Consider the following 20,416-nt stretch of genomic DNA (forward strand, 5'->3'; position numbering starts at 1 on the left):
TGGATTAGAGATTTATGTATATTGATCACTTTGGGATGCAAGAGCTTCCGTTTACATTAACGCCTAATACGCGTTTCTTTTTACAGTTGCCCACGCATCAGGAAGCCCTGAATTTATTGCTGGTAGCGCTAGGAAGCGGCGATGGTTTTATTAAGGTAGTGGGAGAAGTAGGCACGGGCAAAACAATGCTGTGCCGCACCTTGCTGAATACGCTGGAGAAAGAACCCTGTATCACAGCCTATATCCCCAACCCTTATTTGAGCCCTGAAGGATTGCGTCATAATTTCGCATTAGAGATCGGAATCGAAAATGCGCTGCAGCTACGGGATTTTGAACTGGTCAATCGAATAAATCAGCGCTTGGTCGAGATTGCAGGGCAAGGACTCTATACCGTGTTAATTGTCGACGAAGCGCAAGCGATGCCAGAAGAAACAATTGAAGCATTACGGCTGTTAACGAATCTTGAAACTGAATCTAATAAGCTTTTTCAAGTAGTGCTCTTCGGGCAGCCTGAGTTGGATCAGTTGCTACGACGACCTTCATTAAGACAGTTGCTGCAACGGATCACTTTCAGTTGTTATTTGCATACACTCTCGGCAGAAGAGATCCGCCATTATCTTGAACAGCGTGCCACCCGAGCGGGTTATAAAGGGCTTTCATTATTTTCCTCAGGGGCCTCAAAATTGATAGCAAAAGTAACTGGTGGCGTTCCTCGATTGGTTAATATACTGGCCCATAAGTCGTTGATGAGTGCTTATGGGCGTGGCGACTATGTTATCGGCAAGCCTCATGTGATTAAGGCGATAGAAGATACCGAAGGTGTTTCTGTGCCTGCCATGACTGGCTATATGCCATTTATATTTGGGTCTGTCATCCTTGCCAGCTCGGTTGGCGGGTTACTTTATTGGGCGGTTATGCGAGGCCTGATATGAGTCTGGTTAATGATATGTTGCGCGACTTGGATGAGCGCAAAAGAGACAGTACCGCAGGCTATCGTGCTGTTCCCAAAAAAGCTTCTAAAATCTGGCGTTGGATATGGGTAGTTTTGACGATATTCCTGTTAGGAATAGTCCTGTTTTTGATGGCTCGGGAATTGAGTACTAACACAAATCCTCGCTCCGATATGCTGGCTTGGTTCAGTAAGGTCCAAGATACTAACGTTGTTGTTGGAACCCGCGCTGAAAATAGCATTATTAATAGCGCTATCACTCCTTCGATGAATAGCTCGATTAAAAGTATGGCAGAGGAGTCAAAGGGTGCACTTGTTAGTGGCAATATAGAAATTTTGCAAACAGATAACAATTCCGACGCACTCGTAGTTAAAGCTCACTCGCCAGTGAATAGCATCAGTGTGATTAACTGGACATCGCAGGCTCCACATCGCGGGCATCTCACATTCTGGCTGGACCAGGTGACGCCTTTCGTTGTCTATGAAAAATCCGCGACCACATTGGATATCGGCATTGCTGAAACCCGCATAATCGCCGAACTGCCTGATATTGATTCGACATTATTATCGACGCTCGAAATTATCCCGGAAGAGGGTAATAGTCGCTTCAAACTGGTAACTAATGCTCCGGTGCAGTTCACCGTGAAACTCAAACAGAATCCTGCTCGTTTAAAAATAGAAATCGCGGCCTCTGAAGTGATTCGATCGGAGTCGTCAGAAGGAACAGAAAATTCAGACGTAGCAATAATCGAAACGGCGGCGATAACATCAGGCGGCTCACAGGCCCAGGTATTGGTCGTCCCACCTGTTGATAACAAGGTTGATAATTCAGCTGCTACAGCAGTTGTTAATACGAGGCAGGCAGCAGGCACGCGCAACGCTGTTCAGTCATCAGGCCACTGGAAAAAATCACTTAATACCTTGCCAACAGACAGCTCGACGGTACGCAGTGCACGGCGCTTATTAAACGAGCAGCATACCGATGAAGCGCTTAGTTTACTGCAACAATTTGTCAACCAAACACCTTCATCTTTACAAAGTCGATATTTGCTCGTGCAATTGTATCTGGCCACTGAGCAGTACGAGGTTGCCGCCGAGACACTACAAAAATCACCGAATAATCTCTCCTGGACCCTGCTGAAAGCCAGAGCACTGTTACAGCAGGGACAAGCCCGAGAAGCGATACAGCTCTTGGAAAGATTGCCAGATGGGCAGAGTCGTCAGGACTATCTGGACCTGCTCGCCTCTGGCTATCAGCAAGTGGGGCAGCACACCGAAGCAGTCAGCCGTTATTTAGATTTGTTGGCGCTCAACCCGCAAGAAGCACGATGGTGGATTAATATGGGCGTGTCTCTTGAGCATTTAGATCAGCGCACAAAAGCATTGGATGCTTACCGTAATGCGCTTCAGATACCGAATATTGATACACCATTGAAACTGTATGCACTGCAACAGTCTCAGCGATTGATGCAACCACTCAAATAAGGGCACAGAGGCATGGCATCACCAAAGATGAAAATCCGCATCGGCGACTTGATGGTTCAGAATAATGTTATTTCTGAACAGCAGTTGATGAATGCGCTTGCCAAGCAAAAGGAAACACGGCAGAAGCTGGGGCGCACATTAGTTTCCCTTGGTTACGTTGAAGAGCAACAGTTTCTGGAGTTTCTTGCGCAACAATTGAGTGTTCCATTGGTCGAACTTTCACATTACAACTTTAAACAGCAGGATGTGTTGCGTCTTTCAGAAACGCATGCCCGCCGTTTTCGTTCGATTGTACTCAAAGAAAACCCCGATCATTTTTTGGTGGGGATGTCTGATCCTCTGGATATTTTTGCGTTTGATGAATTGCAGCGGCTCTTACCTAAGACCATCGAATTAGCAGTGGTAGCGGAGAGTCAGCTGCTACAGACACTCGATATTATGTACCGTCGCACTAATGATATTGACTCGCTGGCAGGGCAGCTCAGCGACGATATTGTTGAAGACAGCTTCGATCTTTCCCGTTTAACGGCAACAGATGAAACAGATGCACCCGTAGTACGCTTGCTGAAAAGCCTTTTTGAGGATGCTGTTCAGGTAGGCGCGTCAGATATCCATATCGAGCCGGATGAGCACGTGCTACGTATTCGTCAGCGTGTGGATGGCGTGCTGCATGAGCATGTCATGAAGGAAACCCGTATTGCGGCCGTACTGGTATTACGTCTGAAGCTGATGGCAGAGATGAATATATCCGAAAAACGTCTGCCTCAGGATGGGCGTTTTAATATCACCGTTAAAAATCATAACGTCGATGTACGTATTTCCACGCTGCCGATTCAGCACGGTGAGTCCGTTGTAATGCGGTTGCTGGATCAGAGTGCAGGGTTGATCAATCTGGACAAAGCGGGCTTGCCACCTAAAATGCTGCTCAAATTACGTAAAATAATCAGAGAACCTCATGGTCTTCTACTGGTAACGGGGCCGACAGGTAGCGGTAAAACCACCACACTGTACGGCGCCTTAAATGAATTGAATGATGCGTCGAAAAAAATTATCACCGTTGAAGATCCTGTTGAGTACCGCTTGCCTCGGATCAATCAGGTTCAGGTACATACGCAAATAGGGCTGACGTTCTCAAAAATACTGCGCTCATGTTTACGTCAGGATCCCGATATCCTGCTAGTGGGCGAGATTCGTGATCTGGAAACGGCTGATATTGCGATGCGTGCAGCGATGACAGGTCACTTGGTGTTGTCCACCTTGCATACCAATGATGCAATCTCAAGTGCGATGCGGTTGGTTGATATAGGTATCGAGGGTTATCTGGCCGGTACGGCATTACGCGGTATTTTGGCGCAGCGACTGGTGCGTCGAATCTGCGAAAACTGTAAAGAACCTTACTTTCCAAAAGTCCAGGAACAAGTATGGTTAGATATTAAAGGTGAAGAATTCGACCTGCCTATCGCGGATTTAAAGCATGGTGAAGGCTGCACTTATTGTAATAATACCGGCTATAAAGGGCGCATTGGTATTTTCGAATTATTGGAAATTAATGATGAAATGGCTGATGCCTTACGTCGTAATGATAATGCTGCTTTTGCCAGGGCGGCTAAAAAAAGTGAAGGCTATCAGCCTTTAGTGGTTAGTGCATTAGCATTGGCATCGAAAGGAATTACTTCTTTAGACGAAGTCTTCCGGGTAACAGAGCAGATGGATGAGTCAGTCTTTATGGAGGATGATACGATTGAATCGACTCCGCCGGGCCATCATCTGGAACTGGAATAGATATGGCTGCTTTTCAGTATTCAGGACGACATAGTGATGGTTCTGCTGCAACAGGACGAATTGAAGCGTTAAGCAAAGCAGCCGTGGCTACGCAGCTGCTTGAACAAGGTATTACTCCGGTTAAAGTAGAAATAGCCTCTCAGAGTGCGAATGAGAAAAAAACCGCTAAAAACGTCCCGTTACGTCTATTTGAGCGAGTGTCGTTGGATGAATTGATCATGTTCAGTCGTCAAATAGCCAGTTTGACGCGTGCCGGTGTACCTATCACAAGTGGTATGCGCGGCTTGGCGAATACGATTCGTAATCCGCTACTTGAGCGAACCTTGCATACGGTCGCAGATGACTTGGAAAGAGGTAATTCGCTGTCCAGTACGCTGAATAAACACCCTAAGTTATTTAATGATCTGTATGTCAGCATGGTGCATGTTGGCGAAAATACAGGGCGTTTGGATGAGGCCTTTAGTCAAATGGCCTCATACCTCGATCTTGAGCGTAAAACGACCCGTAGCCTTAAGCAGGCAACTCGTTATCCCATGTTCGTTATGATCGCAATTTCCATTGCGATAGGTGTTATCAATGTCTTCGTTATTCCTGCTTTTAAGTCAGTATTTGAAAGCTTTGGCGGGAATATGCCTTGGCAGACACGTGTGTTAATTACTATCTCTGATTTCTTTGTTAATTGGTGGTATCTCGTTCTGGCAACCTTGATTACATCAGGTTATCTGTTCGTACGTTGGAAGAAAACAGAAAATGGCAGGCGTAAATGGGATCAGATTAAGTTGCGATTTCCGCTAGTCGGTGGGATTTTTTATCGGGCGATTCTGGGTCGTTTTGCACGGACGTTCAGTGTGGTACTTAAAGCGGGCATCCCTATTGAACAAGGATTGTCGATCGTCTCACGCGCCATGGGAAACGTTTATATTGGTGAAAAAGTAGCAGATATGCGTAAAGGTATTGAGCGTGGTGAGGGGTTTACCGCCACCGCGCACCGCACCAATATGTTTAGCCCGTTAGTCATGCAGATGCTCTCCGTGGGTGAAGAAACCGGGCGGGTTGATGAAATGCTTGAAGATGTGGCAAATTTTTATGAAGAGGAAGTAGAGTATAATCTACAGAATTTATCCAGTGTGATTGAGCCTATTCTGATTGTTGCGATAGGCATCATGGTCCTGGTGCTGGCATTAGGTGTATTTCTTCCCTTATGGGAATTAAGTACCACCATCAATGGCTAGAAATAGAGGAAGTCGCGGTTTTACCCTGTTGGAGCTCATTGTCAGTTTGCTGGTAATCGTGGTTCTGTATGGGGTGTTGTCAGTACGTTTGGGCACGATAGCCGAATCAACTGAACGTGCCTCTGTTTATGGTATGTTAGGCCAGATTCAGCAGCAGTTAAATTTTCGGGCAACAGAATTCTATATAGACGGAACACCCGATAAATTCGCAAATCTTGTAAAAGAAAATCCTTTTAGCTGGTTTCCTGCTCATCCAGCACAGTATGCGGGAGAAATAACAGCAGGTGATGGCAAAGAGATATTAGCGGGGCGTTGGTACTTCGATGTGGCTCATCGAGAGCTGATTTATCGGGTTCAACGCAATAAATATTTAAAAATTAAGGGGAATGACAACAGAAATCTCAGATTTGTGCTTAACTTAAGTAGTAATTCTGCCGATAACCAACAGTATAGCGCGGTGTACAGTGCAAAGATTCAAACGGTACAACCGTTTGTCTGGGAAATAAATGCTCCGTCCGAATGAGACTGGGTTACTTTTAAAAGATGGCGATACTCGTCGAGTATAAGTGGAGTAGTAGTAATGAAACGACAGGCTGGTTTTACAATTATCGAGTTAGTGGTAGTCATCGCGTTACTGGGTATTTTGGCGGCAGTGGCATTGCCACGCTTTATTAATGTGACTGCCGATGCTCATCGAGCTGCGGTTCAGGGCTCTGCTGGAGGGTTAGGGGCTGCTGTTGTTTTAGTTAAAGCCCAAGCAATTGTTGATAATACGCCAGAGGGCGCTACAGTAGATCTTGATGGCAACTTTATTCTTATTAACGACGCTAGTTTCCCCGCAGGCACTTCAACAACATCCATTGCTGCTGCTGATGCTGATGCGACACTAGTGGCCGCGCTTACTGCTGATCAATGTGTCGAGGTGTGGAATGCTGTTTTACAGGGTAGCCGACCAACGGTAGAAGTGACTCCTGATACAGGTGTTGATATCGTAGCTGATTATGTCGTGACTGCTGCGTCAACTACTTGTAGCTATGCCTATCAAAAAGATAGCGCTGAAACTCGCAGTATTGCTTATGATACAAATAATGGTGAAGTAACCACGGTCAACCCATAAAAGCCTGCTGGCGTGATGTGATGATGGTTTTGATATGAAGCACAACGTACGTCAGCAAAGCGGTTTTACGCTAATTGAGTTGGTCACTGTGCTGGTCCTGTTGGGGATTATAAGTGCAGTGGCCTTCGCGCGTTTAGGCGGTATCTCCAGTTATAGTGAGTCCCTCTTTCAGCATCAAATGCTGTCGTATTTGCGTTTGACGCAACGAACCGCTGTTGCCCATCAAGGCAGCGGTGCTCAGTTGAATATCACGCGTACGACCGCCGCCGGGTGGGATATTACATTGGAGTTCGACGGCCAAACAGCGGCGTATCAACTGGAAGGTGACCACTCCTTTACGTTTGCTACAGATGCCAGTTCCAGGGTGTTAAGCGCGGGTGATACCTTGTCGTTGGTCTACCGTGATAATGGCGACTTGGCTCAGCTGACATCGCCAGTTGCAGTTACTATTAATGAAAGTCTCGCCCTGCTTATCGGAGGGAGTCGTCCTACATGTGTTTCACCTACCGGGTTTGCGTATGAAGGCTCCTGTTTCTGAATCAGGCTTCTCACTGGTTGAGACTATACTGACTATTGTTATCATCAGCATCGCGCTGGTGGCGTTGATCTCTGCCTGGGGGCAATCAGCCAAGCACAGTGGCGATCCATTCTGGCATGCAAAAGCGGCCTATCTTGGTGAGGCTTATATTGAAGAAATTATTACCAAGCGTTTTGACGAAAACACACCTGTCGGAGGATATCCTGCTTGTACCATTGCTAGCTGTTCTTCCACATTAGGGGTGGATAAGCTGTCAGACGGTGTTACCGATGAAACGCGCGACCTGTTTGATGATGTGGATGACTATCACGGTTTGAGTGAAACCCCGTCATTAAACACCTTGGGCGCTATCCGACCAGAATATGATCGCTATCAAGTGAATGTAAGCGTGACTTATGCTGGGGGAGAGGTGCCACTTACAGGGGGAGGTACACGTCCAGAGAAAACAGTGAAACGTATCAATATCACGATTACACCACCAGGCGAGTCATCTCAGCTTTTTGTCGTGTATCGAGGTAACTATTGATGTGTGCCTCACAAGCACATAAACAGCAGAGCTTACAAAAGTGCTCACAAAAGGGCTTTACCCTGCTTGAGCTGATTGTGGTGATTGTATTGCTGGGCATAATCTCAGTCGGTACCACCGGTTTTATCGTCAATTCAGTTAAGGGTTATACTGATATGGCCCGCCGTGATGGGATTGCAGCTACTAGCAGAGTCGCCATGGATCGTATGGTACGTGAACTGCGTAATGCATTGCCGAATAGCCCGCGCGTTATTACGGATGGTGGTCCATGGAGTGGGCTATGCCTTGAATATATACCGATTCTGGATGCCACCTCATACCTCTCGATACCTATTGCTAGTAGTGCCACCTCCTTTTCGATCATCCCTTTTACTGAAGCGCCGGAGTTGGGTAAAGCGGCTATCTATCCGATTAATACCGATGCAGTTTATCAGACCGGCTCGCCCGCTGTGATATCTCCGGATATCAGCTCATCAGCAGACAGTTTGGTCGGGTCGGGTGCCACGACATTAGAATTATCAAGTGCGCACCAATACCCAGAGGAATCACCCGCAAAACGGATGTTTATTGTGGACGGGCCTGTAAGCTTCTGTCTTGTCGGTGACCGGCTGTACCGCTATAGCCATTACGATCGCACAGCCACGCAGCCAACGCCTGATACCTTGCCGGCGTTGCCCGGTACCGAGCCAAACAGAGCCTTATTGGCCTACCCGTTAACCGGTACGCAGCCATTTACAATAGAGAACGCAACATTACAGCGAAATGCACTGGTCATTCTGCAGTTTAGTGTAGAGCAGGGCTCAGAAAAATTATTGATTCAGCAGGAGGTACATACCCGCAATGCGCCCTGAGATAACGCCAACGCATAAACACCAGGCGGGATTGGGTTTGATCTCTGCTATTTTTGTCATTGTGGTATTGGCCATGCTGGTGGTAGGGATGAGTGGTATTATGACAGCCAGTCAGACCTATCGATCGAAGGAGATATTAGCGTTGCGGGCGTTGTCTGCCGCGCAATCTGGTTCAGAATTGCATTTGTCGGCGTTATTGCATCCAGAGGTTGCAGATGGATGTACAACAGATGCATCACCGGTAGCCCTGGCGACACCGGGGCTGAACGACTGTAGTTATCAGGCGAGTTGCGCGTCAGTGACAGTGAATACTAAAATCTATTATACGATCAAGAGTGTCGGGCGGTGCGGCTCGGGTGTCGATTCAGCTACCCGGGTGGTTAAAATCCGGGTAGCGCTTTAAAAACGTGGTTTAGATGCCGTACTCTTTACGGTAAGCCGTAATTGCCTTCACAGCCGCCTCATAGCCACCCACCTCGACCAGATAGTCGACAACATCCTGAAGCGATACGATACTGATGACCTGCATCGTGTAATCACGTTCCACTTCCTGAATCGCCGATAACTCACCTTTACCACGTTCCATGCGGTTGAGCGCAATCATCACAGCAGCAGGGGTTGCATCCGCCGCGCTGTTAATGATTTCCATTACTTCACGAATGGCCGTCCCAGCAGTAATGACATCATCAATGATCATGACGCGGCCTTCCAGTGGAGCACCGACTAAGCTGCCGCCTTCACCATGGCTTTTTGCTTCCTTACGGTTGAACACATAAGGCACATCACGGTCATAATCGTTCGACAGCGCAATCGCAGTAGCAGCGGCCAGTGGGATGCCCTTATAAGCGGGCCCAAACAGTACATCAAATTCAACCTTGGCGTCAGCGATGGCTGCCGCATAGTAGCGTCCTAGTTTTGCCAGTGCCGTTCCGCTATTAAACAGGCCCGCATTGAAAAAGTAAGGGCTAACCCGGCCAGACTTTAATGTGAATTCACCAAAGCGTAAGACATTTTGTTCAATCGCAAACTGGATAAATTCTCTCTGGTAATCAAGCATGGTAGGGTCTCATCTCGGATAAAAAGCGTATTCTATCATCAGGATGTCATATGAACGATATTTTCAGAGGTTTGTAAATTTCCTTTTTGCTGACTTCACTATACAATTCCTACTTAACTTTTTTGTGTGCTTTACAGGAAGAATTAATATGCGTGTTATCTCCTTCAATACCCAAGGTATTGAACAGGCGGCTGATAGAGGCTTCTTTGACTGGATGGTCAAGCAGGACGCAGACGTGATCTGCCTGCAGGATCTTCGGATAAAAGAATATCAGCTCGACGGTGACCGCTATCATCCAGAAGGATACTACCCTTACTTTTTTGATGCGTTCGAGGATGGCTTCAGCGGCGTCGCTATTTATACCCGCCAGGTACCGAAAGCTATTATGACCGGGTTAGGTTTTGAGCTTTGTGATACGCAGGGTCGCTTTATTCAAGCCGATTTCGAGAAGGTGAGTGTCTCTTCTTTACACTTTCCATCGGGCCTTAAAGGTGATGTCGCGCAGCAAACCAAAGAAGAGTTTATGTTGCATTTTATGAACCATCTAAAGAAAACATTGCGCAAACGCCGTGACTTTATCTTTTGTGGGACGCTCAATACCGCTCATAAAACAATGGATCTCAGCAATTGGTATGCGAACCAGAGTGTCTCCGGTTTTCTGCCAAATGAACGTGCATGGATGGAAGAGATGCTGGGTGATTTAGGTTTTGTTGATGCTTTCCGTGAAATTAACAAAGCAGAGCGTCAGTTTACCTGGTGGCCGGATTACAATCGTGCCCGTACGCTGAATGAAGGTGCACGGCTGGATTATCAAATTACAACGGCTAACCTGCGTAAACTCGTCAAAAACGCCTCTATCTTTAAAGACGAATTGTTTTCGGAGCATGCGCCGCTAACTATCGACTACGCTGGCGACTTCTAAAAAATCGGCAGACAGCAAAAAGGGTGCATCTGCACCCTTTTTTAATATGACAAAAACTTAGCTTGCGAGCGCTACTTTCTGTAGTTGAATAATTTCTTTAATGCCTTTGTCGGCTAGCGCCAGCATCTTGTTTAACTCATCCTGAGTATAGGGAGCACCTTCTGCTGTGCCCTGAACTTCAATAAAACCACCCTGGTCGGTCATGATGACATTCATATCGGTCTCAGCAGATGAATCTTCTGCATAATCCAGATCGAGTACCGCTTCACCTTTATACATACCGACAGAAATAGCCCCCAGCATATATTTGAACGGGTTGCCTTTCAGCGCACCATGCTTATCTTTTTTCAGAAAAGCAATCGCATCCATCAGCGCGACGCATGCACCAGTAATAGATGCCGTGCGTGTACCGCCATCCGCCTGAATCACATCGCAATCTATAGTGATGGTATTTTCGCCCAGCTTTTTAAGATCCAGAGCCGCGCGCAACGAGCGGCCGATAAGACGTTGGATTTCAATAGTACGGCCTGTCTGCTTACCGCGTGCAGCTTCGCGATCATTACGGGTGTTAGTTGACCGTGGCAACATGCCATATTCAGCAGTCACCCAGCCCGAACCGGAACCCCGTAAAAAACGAGGAACACCGCGCGCGACAGAGGCGGTACAGATCACTTTCGTCTCACCAAACTCAACCAGCACCGAACCTTCTGCATGCTTAGTGAAATTACGTGTAATACGGATCTCACGTAACTGGTCGGGTTGGCGACCACTCGGACGCATGCTGGCAAGACCCAGGTTTTGAAGTTGGTCTGATAGGGTAGGACTCATCTGTAAAATACACCTTAACGATAATGAATGATTTGCTGCATAGAGCATCGGTCTTCAGACTGTTAAACTATCCGAATAGGATAATTCTAATCGAGATACGCCAATATGACACGTAGTATGACCGCTTTTGCACGGCAGGAAAGCCAACAAAGTTGGGGAACACTCACTTGGGAAGTGCGTTCCGTCAATCATCGCTTTCTTGAGCCCCACCTGAGAATCCCTGAGTCACTAAAGGAACTGGAAGGCGCACTACGGGAAGGTCTGCGTAAATGCTTAAGCCGTGGCAAAGTCGAGTGCACATTACGCTTTGTTCCAGAGGAGCAGACACAAACCTTACAGGTAAACGAAGCCTTCGCCCGACAGTTGCTAGCCGCGACCGAACAGATGGAAAAGCTGCTGCCGGTATCTCAAACCCTGAACCCGCTTGATCTGCTGCGCTGGCCGGGGGTGCTGCAAGATATTCCGATGGATATGAGCGCCGTAAAGAATGAAGCACTGCAGCTATTCAACCGCGCGTTGGATGACTTACAAGCCGGACGCGAACGCGAAGGTAAAGAGCTGGCGCTATTGATAGAGCAACGTCTGGATGCCATTAGCTTTGTTGTACAAGACGTGCGTGAAAAAATGCCGCTTATTTTGCAGAATCAACGCAGCATGCTCAGATCCCGTGTAGCCGATCTGGGTGTAGATCTTGAGCCTCAGCGCTTAGAGCAAGAAGTAGTATTACTTGCCCAGAAAGCCGATGTGGATGAAGAGATGGATCGTCTTGATACACATGTTCAGGAAGTTCGCCGTATTTTAAAGCAGAAAGAACCGGTAGGGCGCCGTTTAGACTTCCTGATGCAAGAACTCAACCGTGAAGCCAACACGCTTTCATCAAAATCGATAGTTACCGATACCACAAAAAGTGCGGTGGAGTTAAAAGTGTTGATTGAGCAGATGCGGGAGCAGATCCAGAATATAGAATAAACTTATGCTCTCATCTGAAAGCGTTGTCCATGTTAAATATGTACAACGCTTTGTCCTTAATTATAGGTGTCCATGGTGACGTGAGCTATCCGTCTTTTTTTATCGCTTTTTTTATCGCTTCTTTTATCGCTTTTTTGATCAGTCGCTAAAATGCCAATTGTCGGCTATGAATTTGCAGTAACAGTGCTTGTTTATCATCCCAGTTATCGATGCCATCGACACAACAAGTGTTATTGTCGATACAAGCGCAAAAAATCATCAGGTCTGTGGTTCAGGTCGATACTATCGATACTGCCGATATTTCGAATAATTTCTCTTAAGCGTTGAATTTTTTCCATCCGGCGCTATCTATAGACTGTCTATTTAACAATGACTTGTTATAAGTAAGCCGCTGCCTGTTAGTGAAGGTCATTCCGATACAAGCTGATTTGAGCTGAATAATGTAAAGTCATTTAATTTAACATCATATTTCGTCACAGGAAAAACTCATGACTGCAGAGGTTGTCTTTAGCAAGAGCACCGGAAGCGCTGAAAAAATTGAGAGTGCTATTAGCGAATGTCAGGCGGCATTAGCAACGCTACGCGAAGCGCTGCAGAGTAAAGTGGTGGGTCAGGATGGCTTAATCGAGCACTTGTTGATTGCCTTGTTGACCGATGGCCATGTGTTGTTGGAAGGCCCCCCTGGTTTGGCTAAAACGCGTACTATCCATGCGTTGAGTGATCTGCTGGAAGGTGAATTTAAGCGTGCCCAGTTTACGCCGGACTTGTTGCCCAGTGATATTACCGGTACTGAGATCTTTAATGCCCAGAAGGGTGAGTTCCAGTTTCGCCCCGGCCCGCTGTTTTGCAATATGTTATTAGCCGATGAGATCAACCGTGCACCGGCTAAAGTGCAGTCGGCGTTGCTTGAAGCGATGGGTGAGCGTCAGGTGACGGTGGCTGGGACGACTTATCCACTGCCGCGTTCTTTTATGGTGATGGCTACGCAGAATCCGCTGGAGCAGGAAGGCACCTATCCGTTGCCCGAGGCGCAGCTGGATCGCTTTATGTTACATATACGCGTGGATTACCCGCAACATGCGCAGGAAAAACTAATATTAAAATTAGTGCGTAATGAGAATACCGAGATAGCGGATAACAAGCCGGCAGTGAAGGCCGTTTTGTTGAGCGAAGCGGCTCTGCGGGAAGCTCAGCGTGAAGTGATGAGCGTCTATCTGGCCGACAGCCTGGAGGATTATTTAGTAGCGCTGGTAATGGCGACACGCAACCCGGCGGCTTACGGCGACGATTTGAAAGATTGCTTAACATTCGGTGCCAGCCCGCGGGCCACTATCGCACTCGATCGTGCGGTGCGGGCGAAAGCGTGGTTACAAGGGCGCGATTTTGTAACGCCGGATGATATTCAGGAGATGCTGCCCAGTGTACTGCGTCATCGTATTGGACTGAGTTATATCGCTGAAGCGAATGGGTTGGATAAAGATCAGCTCATCGCCACTTTTATTGCGCGTGTGGCAGTGCCTTAGGCGAAGAGGTCTCGATGTTTTCTTCAGATAATAGCCCACGTCCGGTGCCGCAACAGCGCCACTGTATCTCGTTGGATGAGCTAATCAGCTTACGCCACTGGCCTCCGGCACGTAACCCTGGCCGGCAGCGTATGGCTATTCGCGAGGGCCATCACCTCAGTAATATTCGTGGCCGTGGTATGGAATATGATGATGTGCGCGAATACCAGCCAGGCGATGATATTCGGCATATAGACTGGCGTTTAATGGCGCGTACCGGTGAGGCCCATACGAAGCTGTATCACGAAGAGCGGGAACGTCCGGTTTTTGTGTTGGCAGATTTACGAGCACCTATGTTTTTCGCGACGCAGGGGCATTATAAGTCGGTATTGGCATGCTACGCAGCGGCGATGACGATGTGGACTACGTTAGCCAATGGTGATCGGGTTGGTGGGCAGCTTTTAGGTGCTGAGAATGAACAGCTCTTCCGTCCGTCTAGTAATCGGCAGCAGGTGATGGCAATGATCGCTGCATTAGCGCGCGCTTCCTTAGGTGCCACCGCTGACTCAACTGTAAGCTTACCTCCTTCAAATCAGCATTTGTCGGATGCGCTAGCCGCTGCCGAGCGTTATATCAGTAGTGGCACTTTGCTGTATATCTTCAGCGATTTTCATGATGTGGATGATACCGTGCAACAGCACTTAATGCGTTTAGCACAACGTTGTGAATTAAAATTGGTGTTAATTTCAGATCCTCTGGAGCAGCAATTACCTCAGGGACGGCGTTATCGGTTTATGGGCAGCGGCCGCGAATTAATGGTCGATGCGAATAGTCAGCAGCAATCGAGTTATCAACAACAGTTTCAGACGCGTATCGATCTGCTGGAGCGTCTGCGTACGCTGCGAGGAGTCGAGTTTGCACACTGGCAGACGAATCAGCATCCTCTCTTCGCCTCACCTATAGCCGCATCTGTTACAAAAAGGGCGCTGTGATGGCTATGAGTGATATTCCTCTGCACCCGATGCAATTACCTGCCCCTATTGGCTGGTGGCCGATGGCACCCGGTTGGTGGTTTCTGATTATTTTTAGTGTGATGGGTATTGGCTGTTTGATGTGGTGGTTACGCCGTCGTTATGCTGATCCACGTCGCTATGCCTTGGCTGAATTAGAGCAAATTAAGCAGCGTTATAACGACTCCGAGAATCAGTCGGCGTTGCTGGCGAGCTGTAACATACTACTGAAACGTACGGCGTTAACTCTGTTGCCACGACACAATGTGGCGGCGTTATCAGGGGATGCCTGGTTAGCTTTTTTAATGCAGAACAGTAAAGGTTGCCAACAGGACTCACTGCAATGTTTAGCTGATGGGCCTTACCGGCCCAATATTGAATGTGATGCGGCCTATCTTTTGGCAGGGTGTTGCCAGTGGTTGAAAACAGCCGGAAAAGGAAAACCCAACGATGTTTGATTTTGCCTTGCCCTGGTTGTTATTGCTGGCGCCTGTGCCGTGGATTGTCCGCTATTTTACAGCGTCAGCTACGTTGTCGCGTCAGAGTGCGCTGCAAGTTCCTTTTATTGAGGCGATGGAGCAGGCCGTTGGCACTTCGGGTAACGGCCTCAAAAATAACCGTTTATGGATGAGTCTGATTGCCTATCTGGCGTGGTGCCTGTTATTGGTTTCTGCGGCGCAACCGCAGTGGTTAGGTGAGCCGGTTCCGCAGCAACGCGAAGGGCGCGATATGATGCTGGCCATTGATCTGTCTGAAAGTATGCTGGAAGAAGATTTTGAGCTGGGAAATCAGCTGATCAATCGTCTGGTGGCGACTAAGGTGGTTGCCGGTGATTTTATCGAGCGGCGTAAAGGTGATCGCATTGGGCTGATTTTGTTTGGTTCGCAGGCGTATTTGCAGGCTCCTCTGACACGTGATCGTCACACCGTAAAGCTACTATTAGATGAGGCACAAATCGGTTTGGCCGGTAAAACAACGGCGATTGGCGATGCGATTGGCTTAGCGGTAAAACGTTTTAAAGCGATGGATAACGAGCAGCGGGTATTAGTGTTAATCACCGACGGGACTAATACGGCGGGTGCTATTGAACCTGATAAAGCGGCTGAATTAGCGGCCGCCGAAGGTTTGAAAATATACACGATTGGTATTGGCAGGGATCGAAGCCAGCGTGGCTTGCTGGGGCAGTTCTTTGGTGGCGGAACGCCAGCGATAGACGAGCTGGCATTGCAAAATATCGCAGAAAAAACCGGCGGTCGTTATTTTCGGGCGCGTGATTTAACACAGCTGTCCAAGATCTATGCATTGCTAAATGAACTGGAGCCGGTAGAACAGGATTCTGAGTTTTTTCGCCCGGTAGTGTCCCTCTACCAATGGCCTCTGTTCGGCGGGATAGCTCTTTTGTGCCTGCTAGGATTACTACAGCGCAGGAGAGCATAGATGTTAGCTGCGTTTCATTTTGAGCAACCCTATTGGCTGCTGTTATCGCCGTTACTGATTACGTTGGGGTACGTGTGGTTAAAGCGCGCTAACAACACACGTCAGTTCTGGTCGCACGTCTGTGATCCGGCACTGCTTCCTTTATTAGTGAAAGATGGGCAAACAGCGTCAAAAAACATGCCGTTATTAATGATGCTGGTTAGTGTGTTGTTGGCTATTGCGGCGGCGCAACCGGTCTGGAAGCAGCAGCCGTCGCCGTCCTTTAAACAAGGGGGCTCGGTGGTTATCGCCTTGGATCTTTCCGCATCGATGAATGCGACGGATATTAACCCCAGTCGCATTCAGCGTGCGCATTTTAAGATTGAGGACTTATTAGGACGTTTAGGTGACAGCCAGGTAGCGCTATTAGTGTATGCCGGTGATGCTTTTGTCGTGACGCCCTTAACTGAAGATACGGCTACTATTCTGGCCCAGTTGCCCGCGATGATTCCTGACATTATGCCCTCTCAGGGTAGTCGTGCTGATCGCGCCATCACACAGGCAAATGACATGCTGGATCAGGCCGGCGTTCGCGGTGGTGCGATATTGCTGGTCAGTGATGAGGTGGAGCCGGCTCAAATTGCTGCACAGGCGAGCCGTTTAGCGCAACAGGGTCGGCAGCTCTCTATTCTGGCGGTGGGTTCTGCTCAAGGCGCACCGATACCGATGCAGTCCGGGCCATTAAAAGACAGGCAAGGTCAGGTTATTCTGGCGCGTACTAATATGGAACAGATGCGTGAAGCTGCCGTCTTAGGTCAAGGAGTCGCTGTTGAATTACGCAATGATGGAGCGGATGTAAGCGCATTACTGGCGACTTTTAACACGGGTAAGCGCGAGTTGGTGAAGTCTGATCAGGAAGTTGAGCGTTGGGTGGCTGAGGGGCCATGGTTTGTCTTACTGGCGTTGCCGTTACTCTTGCCTCTGTTCCGGCGGGGGATGTTGACGTTGTTATTACCGCTAGTGTGTGTGATGGGAATAGTGACGCCACAAGAGGCTAAGGCGGGTGTCTGGCAGGATTTATGGACGTCCGCTGACCAGCAGGCCGCCGCGCGTTATCAGGCCGGAGATAAGGAAGGTGCGGCGCAAACTTTTTCGGATCCGCGCTGGAAGCAGATTTTACAGTATGAAACGAAGGATTACGCTGCTGCGTTAGACAGTGTTGCTGAACCGGAAACCGCCGCTGACTGGTATAATCGAGGCAATATTCTGGCACAACAGGAAAAGTTAGATGAAGCGATTGCCGCCTTTGACCAGGCATTAGCACGACAGCCTGAACATAAAGATGCTACCTATAATAAGCAGTTGTTGCTGGATCTGAAAAAGCAGCAAGAGCAAGAACAAGAACAAGAACAAGAACAAGAACAACAGAAGCAAGAAAAACAGTCACAAAATGATCCATCACAAGATAAGCAGGACTCGGATCAGAAAGAGTCCGCTGAAAATCAAACGCAGCAAGATCAGCAGAATAAAGATAACCAGCCATCTGACAATACTCAATCAGGCAAACAGGAAGGGCAGGATGAAAAAAACGCTTCGGCCAAAACGCCATCACAAGCTGAACAAGCACAGAATGATTCACAAAGTGAGTCGCCCGATAAAACTGCAGAGCAAGCCAAGAATGCCGAAGCGGAGCAGGCCGATGATCAGAAAAAAGCGGCCAATTATCTTAAGCAACAACTGGATAAGAATAGGCAGAATGATGGCCAAACGCCGGCCGGTATTTCTGATGACCAACCGTCTGGAGCTATCAGTGAATCTGAACAAGCCCGACAGCAGCTCCTTAATCGAATAGTCGATGACCCTGCGGGGTTATGGCGTCGCAAATTTATCTATCAGTACCGCCAGCGGGCAGAAACGAATTCAGGTGAGGAAAAAACATGGTGAGGTCTTCCCGTGCATGGCTGATGGTTTTTTTACTGTGCTCCAGTCTTAATGTGCAGGCTGTGATTAAAAGCCAGATTAATCACAGCATGATCGAACAAGGGGAAACTATTCGTCTGAGTATCAATATAGCAGACGTCAATGCTGATCAGATCAACCTGCAACCGCTTGAGCAGGATTTTTCTGTGCTCGGGCGTAGTCAACAGTCCAGTACCGTGATTCGCAATGGCAAGATAGAAAGCTCAACAATCTTGGTGCTTACGCTGTTACCGAAGCGTACCGGCGATCTGCAAATACCGGCTATCAATATTGATGGCGATCAGACGCAATCTCATTCGTTACGTGTGACTGAAGTGACGCAGGCGACGGCCGTTGAGGGGGGTATAGAAATGCTATCTACCCTTTCCAGTCAGCAGCCAAAAGTGCAGCAACCGCTGATCTATAAGACTAATTTGCTGGTGGGCCGTCAGATTTTTAATGCGACGTTACAAGGCCCAACGATTAAAACAGGTAAAGCCTTAATAGAAGCATTGGGTGAGCAGAAGCAGTCTCAGCAAACATTGAAGGGTCGGGAAATCACCGTAGTTGAACAAACCTGGTTGATTACACCGCAACAGAGCGGGCCTCTGGAGATTACTCCGGCACAGGTGGTCGGCCAGATTGAGACCGGTCGGCGCATACAAGTATTGGCACAAGGGTATCAATTGGACGTTGAGCCGATACCGAAAAATTTCAGTGGTACCGTTTGGTTGCCTGCTGAAAGCTTAATGCTGAACGATGTGTGGAGCGATGATCAATTTGCAGTGGGCGAGCCAATTACACGCACTATTACACTTAAGGCCCAAGGGATAAGTAGTTACCAGTTATCCGCTATTACTCTGCCTGAAGTCGATGGTCTTAAGCAGTATGCTGCGACCCCAGACGTGAGTCAGGACTATCAAAGTGACAAGCTGACCTCAACCATGACGCAGGAAGTGACGCTGATTCCCAGCGCTGCCGGCGCAGTGGTGTTGCCAGAAATAAGCATTCCCTGGTGGGATGTGCAGAGTAACAGCGAAAAAACAGCCGTCATTGCAGCGCGAACTCTACTTGTGGGTCCTGCTAAAGTGGTTGCATCGTCTACGCTCTCAGTTTCTCCGCCTTCTTCTCAGCTTCCTGTTCAATCAACACCTTCACCTTCACCTGCAACTACAGCCGAAGCAATTCAGGCCACGCTTCTCTCTCAGTCGGCTGCATCTGTCCAGCTGCCGGTTGCATCAGCTATTAATGCGTGGTGGATAGCAATCATAAGCGCCGTGGCCGGTAGTGTTGTCACCTTGCTTGTTGTGATGTTGCTCATCAAGCGCCGAAGTCGTCAGCCTAATAGCGGAGCCGATAACGTGGGAGAAGGTGCCGGTAATACGTCGCCTGCGCGGTTGTCTGCAAGTGCGCTGGCGATCAAGAAAGCTTGCGCTTCTAATGATTCAGCAGCAGCGCGTCGGGCTCTCATTGCATGGGGGCAACAGCTGTGGCCGCCGTGTAGCAATCTGAATCAACTGGCCGGGCATGTTTCTCCTGAATTGCAGCAGGCAATTGCGGTGCTGCATCGGCAGAGCTATAGCCAGACACCTGAAAGCTGGTGCGGTGAGCCGCTATGGCAGGCGATTCAGGGATATAAGGTTCAGCAGAAAGCCACGGCAAAACCACACACTGAAAAGCTGGAACCCTTGTATCTGTCGTCATAACTTTTATAAAGAGCGCTTTGTAAGATTTGAGAAGTGAATAGGGCTTAATGTCGCTCAATACGGCATTGGCTACCGGGTACGTGGCTGTGTTCAGGCTGAGCCTCTGATGATTCTTCTATAGGATGATCAAGCTCACGCAAAATACCGCAGTCCCGGGTTGTGTGAGCTGCACGGCACTGGCTGCGTAATTCGATTAGTTGTGTTTCCAGTATCTGCAGTTCGGCCATTCTTGCCTGCACATGGTGAATATGTTCGTCGATTAATTCATTGATAGTCTCACAACTGGCATCGGGCTCAACGCGCGCCTGCAGCAGAATCTTAATTTCGTTATGCGTCATCGCCAACGTGCGGCAGCGACGAATAAAAATCAGACGTTCCAGATGGCTATGATCATAGCGGCGATAGTTGTTCGCAGGGTCGCGCAGGGCCGGATGCAATAAGCCTTCGCTTTCATAATAACGGATAGTCTCAACGGTGATGCCTACCTGTTTCGCTAATACACCTATTTTCATCAACCGCTCCCAAATTGCTCTGCATTCGTCAACCTATATTCTAGGCTCTTGACCC

Annotated in this window: 21 protein-coding genes; 18 read left to right on the forward strand and 3 right to left on the reverse strand. The window is 48.3% G+C overall.

The window, feature by feature from the left end; translation table 11 throughout:
• The first annotated feature begins 14 nt into the window (after positions 1-14).
• The 10 genes from Nant_RS04310 to Nant_RS04355 are packed head-to-tail and all read left to right on the forward strand — an operon-like array spanning position 15 to position 8,883.
• Positions 15-932, forward strand: a complete 918-nt coding sequence (locus tag Nant_RS04310; RefSeq protein ID WP_054340418.1) for an ExeA family protein — start codon at positions 15-17, stop codon at positions 930-932.
• The gene (locus Nant_RS04315; RefSeq protein WP_054340419.1) at positions 929-2,434 is read left to right on the forward strand and encodes a tetratricopeptide repeat protein; all 1,506 of its coding nucleotides are present in this window, start codon (positions 929-931) and stop codon (positions 2,432-2,434) included. The genes Nant_RS04310 and Nant_RS04315 overlap by 4 nt, the downstream gene beginning before the upstream one ends.
• Positions 2,435-2,446: 12 nt before the next feature.
• The gene (locus Nant_RS04320) at positions 2,447-4,216 is read left to right on the forward strand and encodes a GspE/PulE family protein (RefSeq protein ID WP_054340420.1); all 1,770 of its coding nucleotides are present in this window, start codon (positions 2,447-2,449) and stop codon (positions 4,214-4,216) included.
• A gap of 2 nt (positions 4,217-4,218) precedes the next feature.
• Positions 4,219-5,448, forward strand: coding sequence for a type II secretion system F family protein (locus Nant_RS04325; protein ID WP_054340421.1), 1,230 nt, complete (start codon positions 4,219-4,221; stop codon positions 5,446-5,448).
• Positions 5,441-5,971, forward strand: coding sequence for a type II secretion system protein (locus tag Nant_RS04330; protein ID WP_054340422.1), 531 nt, complete (start codon positions 5,441-5,443; stop codon positions 5,969-5,971). Before Nant_RS04325 ends, Nant_RS04330 begins: the two co-directional genes overlap by 8 nt.
• A gap of 57 nt (positions 5,972-6,028) precedes the next feature.
• Positions 6,029-6,565: a type II secretion system protein gene (locus Nant_RS04335; RefSeq protein ID WP_054340423.1), complete on the forward strand. Its 537-nt coding sequence runs from the start codon at positions 6,029-6,031 to the stop codon at positions 6,563-6,565.
• Between the two features lie 34 nt (positions 6,566-6,599).
• A complete protein-coding gene (locus tag Nant_RS04340) occupies positions 6,600-7,103 on the forward strand; it encodes a pilus assembly FimT family protein (RefSeq protein ID WP_054340424.1) in 504 nt (167 codons plus the stop codon).
• Positions 7,084-7,629 carry a type IV pilus modification PilV family protein gene (locus tag Nant_RS04345; RefSeq protein ID WP_054340425.1) on the forward strand — a complete coding sequence of 182 codons (546 nt, stop codon included), beginning with the start codon at positions 7,084-7,086 and terminating at the stop codon, positions 7,627-7,629. The genes Nant_RS04340 and Nant_RS04345 overlap by 20 nt, the downstream gene beginning before the upstream one ends.
• Positions 7,629-8,480 carry a PilW family protein gene (locus Nant_RS04350; RefSeq protein ID WP_054340426.1) on the forward strand — a complete coding sequence of 284 codons (852 nt, stop codon included), beginning with the start codon at positions 7,629-7,631 and terminating at the stop codon, positions 8,478-8,480. Before Nant_RS04345 ends, Nant_RS04350 begins: the two co-directional genes overlap by 1 nt.
• On the forward strand, positions 8,470-8,883 hold the full coding sequence (locus tag Nant_RS04355; protein WP_054340427.1) for a hypothetical protein: 414 nt from the start codon (positions 8,470-8,472) through the stop codon (positions 8,881-8,883). The genes Nant_RS04350 and Nant_RS04355 overlap by 11 nt, the downstream gene beginning before the upstream one ends.
• Positions 8,884-8,892: 9 nt before the next feature.
• On the opposite strand, the gene pyrE is transcribed toward Nant_RS04355, so the two are convergent.
• Entirely contained in the window at positions 8,893-9,537 is a 645-nt protein-coding gene (gene pyrE, locus Nant_RS04360; protein ID WP_054340428.1) for an orotate phosphoribosyltransferase, read from the reverse strand.
• Between the two features lie 148 nt (positions 9,538-9,685).
• Between pyrE and Nant_RS04365 the strand changes: the two genes are divergently transcribed.
• Complete coding sequence (locus Nant_RS04365) at positions 9,686-10,459, forward strand: exodeoxyribonuclease III (RefSeq protein ID WP_054340429.1); 774 nt, start codon at positions 9,686-9,688, stop codon at positions 10,457-10,459.
• 57 nt (positions 10,460-10,516) lie between these two features.
• On the opposite strand, the gene rph is transcribed toward Nant_RS04365, so the two are convergent.
• Positions 10,517-11,287, reverse strand: a complete 771-nt coding sequence (gene rph / locus Nant_RS04370) for a ribonuclease PH (RefSeq protein WP_274378314.1) — start codon at positions 11,285-11,287, stop codon at positions 10,517-10,519.
• A gap of 105 nt (positions 11,288-11,392) precedes the next feature.
• Between rph and Nant_RS04375 the strand changes: the two genes are divergently transcribed.
• The 7 genes from Nant_RS04375 (at position 11,393) to Nant_RS04405 (ending at position 19,849) form a co-directional block, all read left to right on the forward strand.
• On the forward strand, positions 11,393-12,256 hold the full coding sequence (locus tag Nant_RS04375; protein ID WP_054340430.1) for a YicC/YloC family endoribonuclease: 864 nt from the start codon (positions 11,393-11,395) through the stop codon (positions 12,254-12,256).
• Between the two features lie 488 nt (positions 12,257-12,744).
• Positions 12,745-13,779, forward strand: a complete 1,035-nt coding sequence (locus tag Nant_RS04380; protein ID WP_054340431.1) for an AAA family ATPase — start codon at positions 12,745-12,747, stop codon at positions 13,777-13,779.
• A 14-nt stretch (positions 13,780-13,793) separates the two neighbouring features.
• The gene (locus Nant_RS04385) at positions 13,794-14,750 is read left to right on the forward strand and encodes a DUF58 domain-containing protein (protein ID WP_054340432.1); all 957 of its coding nucleotides are present in this window, start codon (positions 13,794-13,796) and stop codon (positions 14,748-14,750) included.
• Positions 14,750-15,226 carry a DUF4381 domain-containing protein gene (locus Nant_RS04390; RefSeq protein ID WP_054340433.1) on the forward strand — a complete coding sequence of 159 codons (477 nt, stop codon included), beginning with the start codon at positions 14,750-14,752 and terminating at the stop codon, positions 15,224-15,226. The genes Nant_RS04385 and Nant_RS04390 overlap by 1 nt, the downstream gene beginning before the upstream one ends.
• Positions 15,219-16,205, forward strand: a complete 987-nt coding sequence (locus tag Nant_RS04395; RefSeq protein ID WP_054340434.1) for a vWA domain-containing protein — start codon at positions 15,219-15,221, stop codon at positions 16,203-16,205. The genes Nant_RS04390 and Nant_RS04395 overlap by 8 nt, the downstream gene beginning before the upstream one ends.
• A complete protein-coding gene (locus tag Nant_RS04400; protein WP_054340435.1) occupies positions 16,206-18,128 on the forward strand; it encodes a VWA domain-containing protein in 1,923 nt (640 codons plus the stop codon). It abuts the gene before it with no gap.
• Positions 18,122-19,849 carry a BatD family protein gene (locus Nant_RS04405; protein ID WP_054340436.1) on the forward strand — a complete coding sequence of 576 codons (1,728 nt, stop codon included), beginning with the start codon at positions 18,122-18,124 and terminating at the stop codon, positions 19,847-19,849. Before Nant_RS04400 ends, Nant_RS04405 begins: the two co-directional genes overlap by 7 nt.
• A gap of 44 nt (positions 19,850-19,893) precedes the next feature.
• Here the strand turns inward: Nant_RS04405 and cadR are convergent, their stop codons facing one another.
• Entirely contained in the window at positions 19,894-20,361 is a 468-nt protein-coding gene (gene cadR, locus Nant_RS04410) for a Cd(II)/Pb(II)-responsive transcriptional regulator (protein WP_054340437.1), read from the reverse strand.
• Positions 20,362-20,416 lie beyond the last annotated feature (55 nt).

The sequence above is a fragment of the Neptunomonas antarctica genome (assembly GCF_001305295.1).
Lineage (GTDB): Bacteria > Pseudomonadota > Gammaproteobacteria > Pseudomonadales > Balneatricaceae > Neptunomonas > Neptunomonas antarctica.

Excerpts from the sequence above, each read along its gene's own strand:
- Nant_RS04310 (WP_054340418.1), top strand. The coding sequence starts at position 15 with ATGTATATTGATCACTTTGGGATGCAAGAGCTTCCGTTTACATTAACG.
- Nant_RS04315 (WP_054340419.1), top strand. The coding sequence starts at position 929 with ATGAGTCTGGTTAATGATATGTTGCGCGACTTGGATGAGCGCAAAAGA.
- Nant_RS04320 (WP_054340420.1), top strand. The coding sequence starts at position 2,447 with ATGGCATCACCAAAGATGAAAATCCGCATCGGCGACTTGATGGTTCAG.
- Nant_RS04325 (WP_054340421.1), top strand. The coding sequence starts at position 4,219 with ATGGCTGCTTTTCAGTATTCAGGACGACATAGTGATGGTTCTGCTGCA.
- Nant_RS04330 (WP_054340422.1), top strand. The coding sequence starts at position 5,441 with ATGGCTAGAAATAGAGGAAGTCGCGGTTTTACCCTGTTGGAGCTCATT.
- Nant_RS04335 (WP_054340423.1), top strand. The coding sequence starts at position 6,029 with ATGAAACGACAGGCTGGTTTTACAATTATCGAGTTAGTGGTAGTCATC.
- Nant_RS04340 (WP_054340424.1), top strand. The coding sequence starts at position 6,600 with ATGAAGCACAACGTACGTCAGCAAAGCGGTTTTACGCTAATTGAGTTG.
- Nant_RS04345 (WP_054340425.1), top strand. The coding sequence starts at position 7,084 with ATGAAGGCTCCTGTTTCTGAATCAGGCTTCTCACTGGTTGAGACTATA.
- Nant_RS04350 (WP_054340426.1), top strand. The coding sequence starts at position 7,629 with ATGTGTGCCTCACAAGCACATAAACAGCAGAGCTTACAAAAGTGCTCA.
- Nant_RS04355 (WP_054340427.1), top strand. The coding sequence starts at position 8,470 with ATGCGCCCTGAGATAACGCCAACGCATAAACACCAGGCGGGATTGGGT.
- pyrE (WP_054340428.1), bottom strand. The coding sequence starts at position 9,537 with ATGCTTGATTACCAGAGAGAATTTATCCAGTTTGCGATTGAACAAAAT.
- Nant_RS04365 (WP_054340429.1), top strand. The coding sequence starts at position 9,686 with ATGCGTGTTATCTCCTTCAATACCCAAGGTATTGAACAGGCGGCTGAT.
- rph (WP_274378314.1), bottom strand. The coding sequence starts at position 11,287 with ATGAGTCCTACCCTATCAGACCAACTTCAAAACCTGGGTCTTGCCAGC.
- Nant_RS04375 (WP_054340430.1), top strand. The coding sequence starts at position 11,393 with ATGACACGTAGTATGACCGCTTTTGCACGGCAGGAAAGCCAACAAAGT.
- Nant_RS04380 (WP_054340431.1), top strand. The coding sequence starts at position 12,745 with ATGACTGCAGAGGTTGTCTTTAGCAAGAGCACCGGAAGCGCTGAAAAA.
- Nant_RS04385 (WP_054340432.1), top strand. The coding sequence starts at position 13,794 with ATGTTTTCTTCAGATAATAGCCCACGTCCGGTGCCGCAACAGCGCCAC.
- Nant_RS04390 (WP_054340433.1), top strand. The coding sequence starts at position 14,750 with ATGGCTATGAGTGATATTCCTCTGCACCCGATGCAATTACCTGCCCCT.
- Nant_RS04395 (WP_054340434.1), top strand. The coding sequence starts at position 15,219 with ATGTTTGATTTTGCCTTGCCCTGGTTGTTATTGCTGGCGCCTGTGCCG.
- Nant_RS04400 (WP_054340435.1), top strand. The coding sequence starts at position 16,206 with ATGTTAGCTGCGTTTCATTTTGAGCAACCCTATTGGCTGCTGTTATCG.
- Nant_RS04405 (WP_054340436.1), top strand. The coding sequence starts at position 18,122 with ATGGTGAGGTCTTCCCGTGCATGGCTGATGGTTTTTTTACTGTGCTCC.
- cadR (WP_054340437.1), bottom strand. The coding sequence starts at position 20,361 with ATGAAAATAGGTGTATTAGCGAAACAGGTAGGCATCACCGTTGAGACT.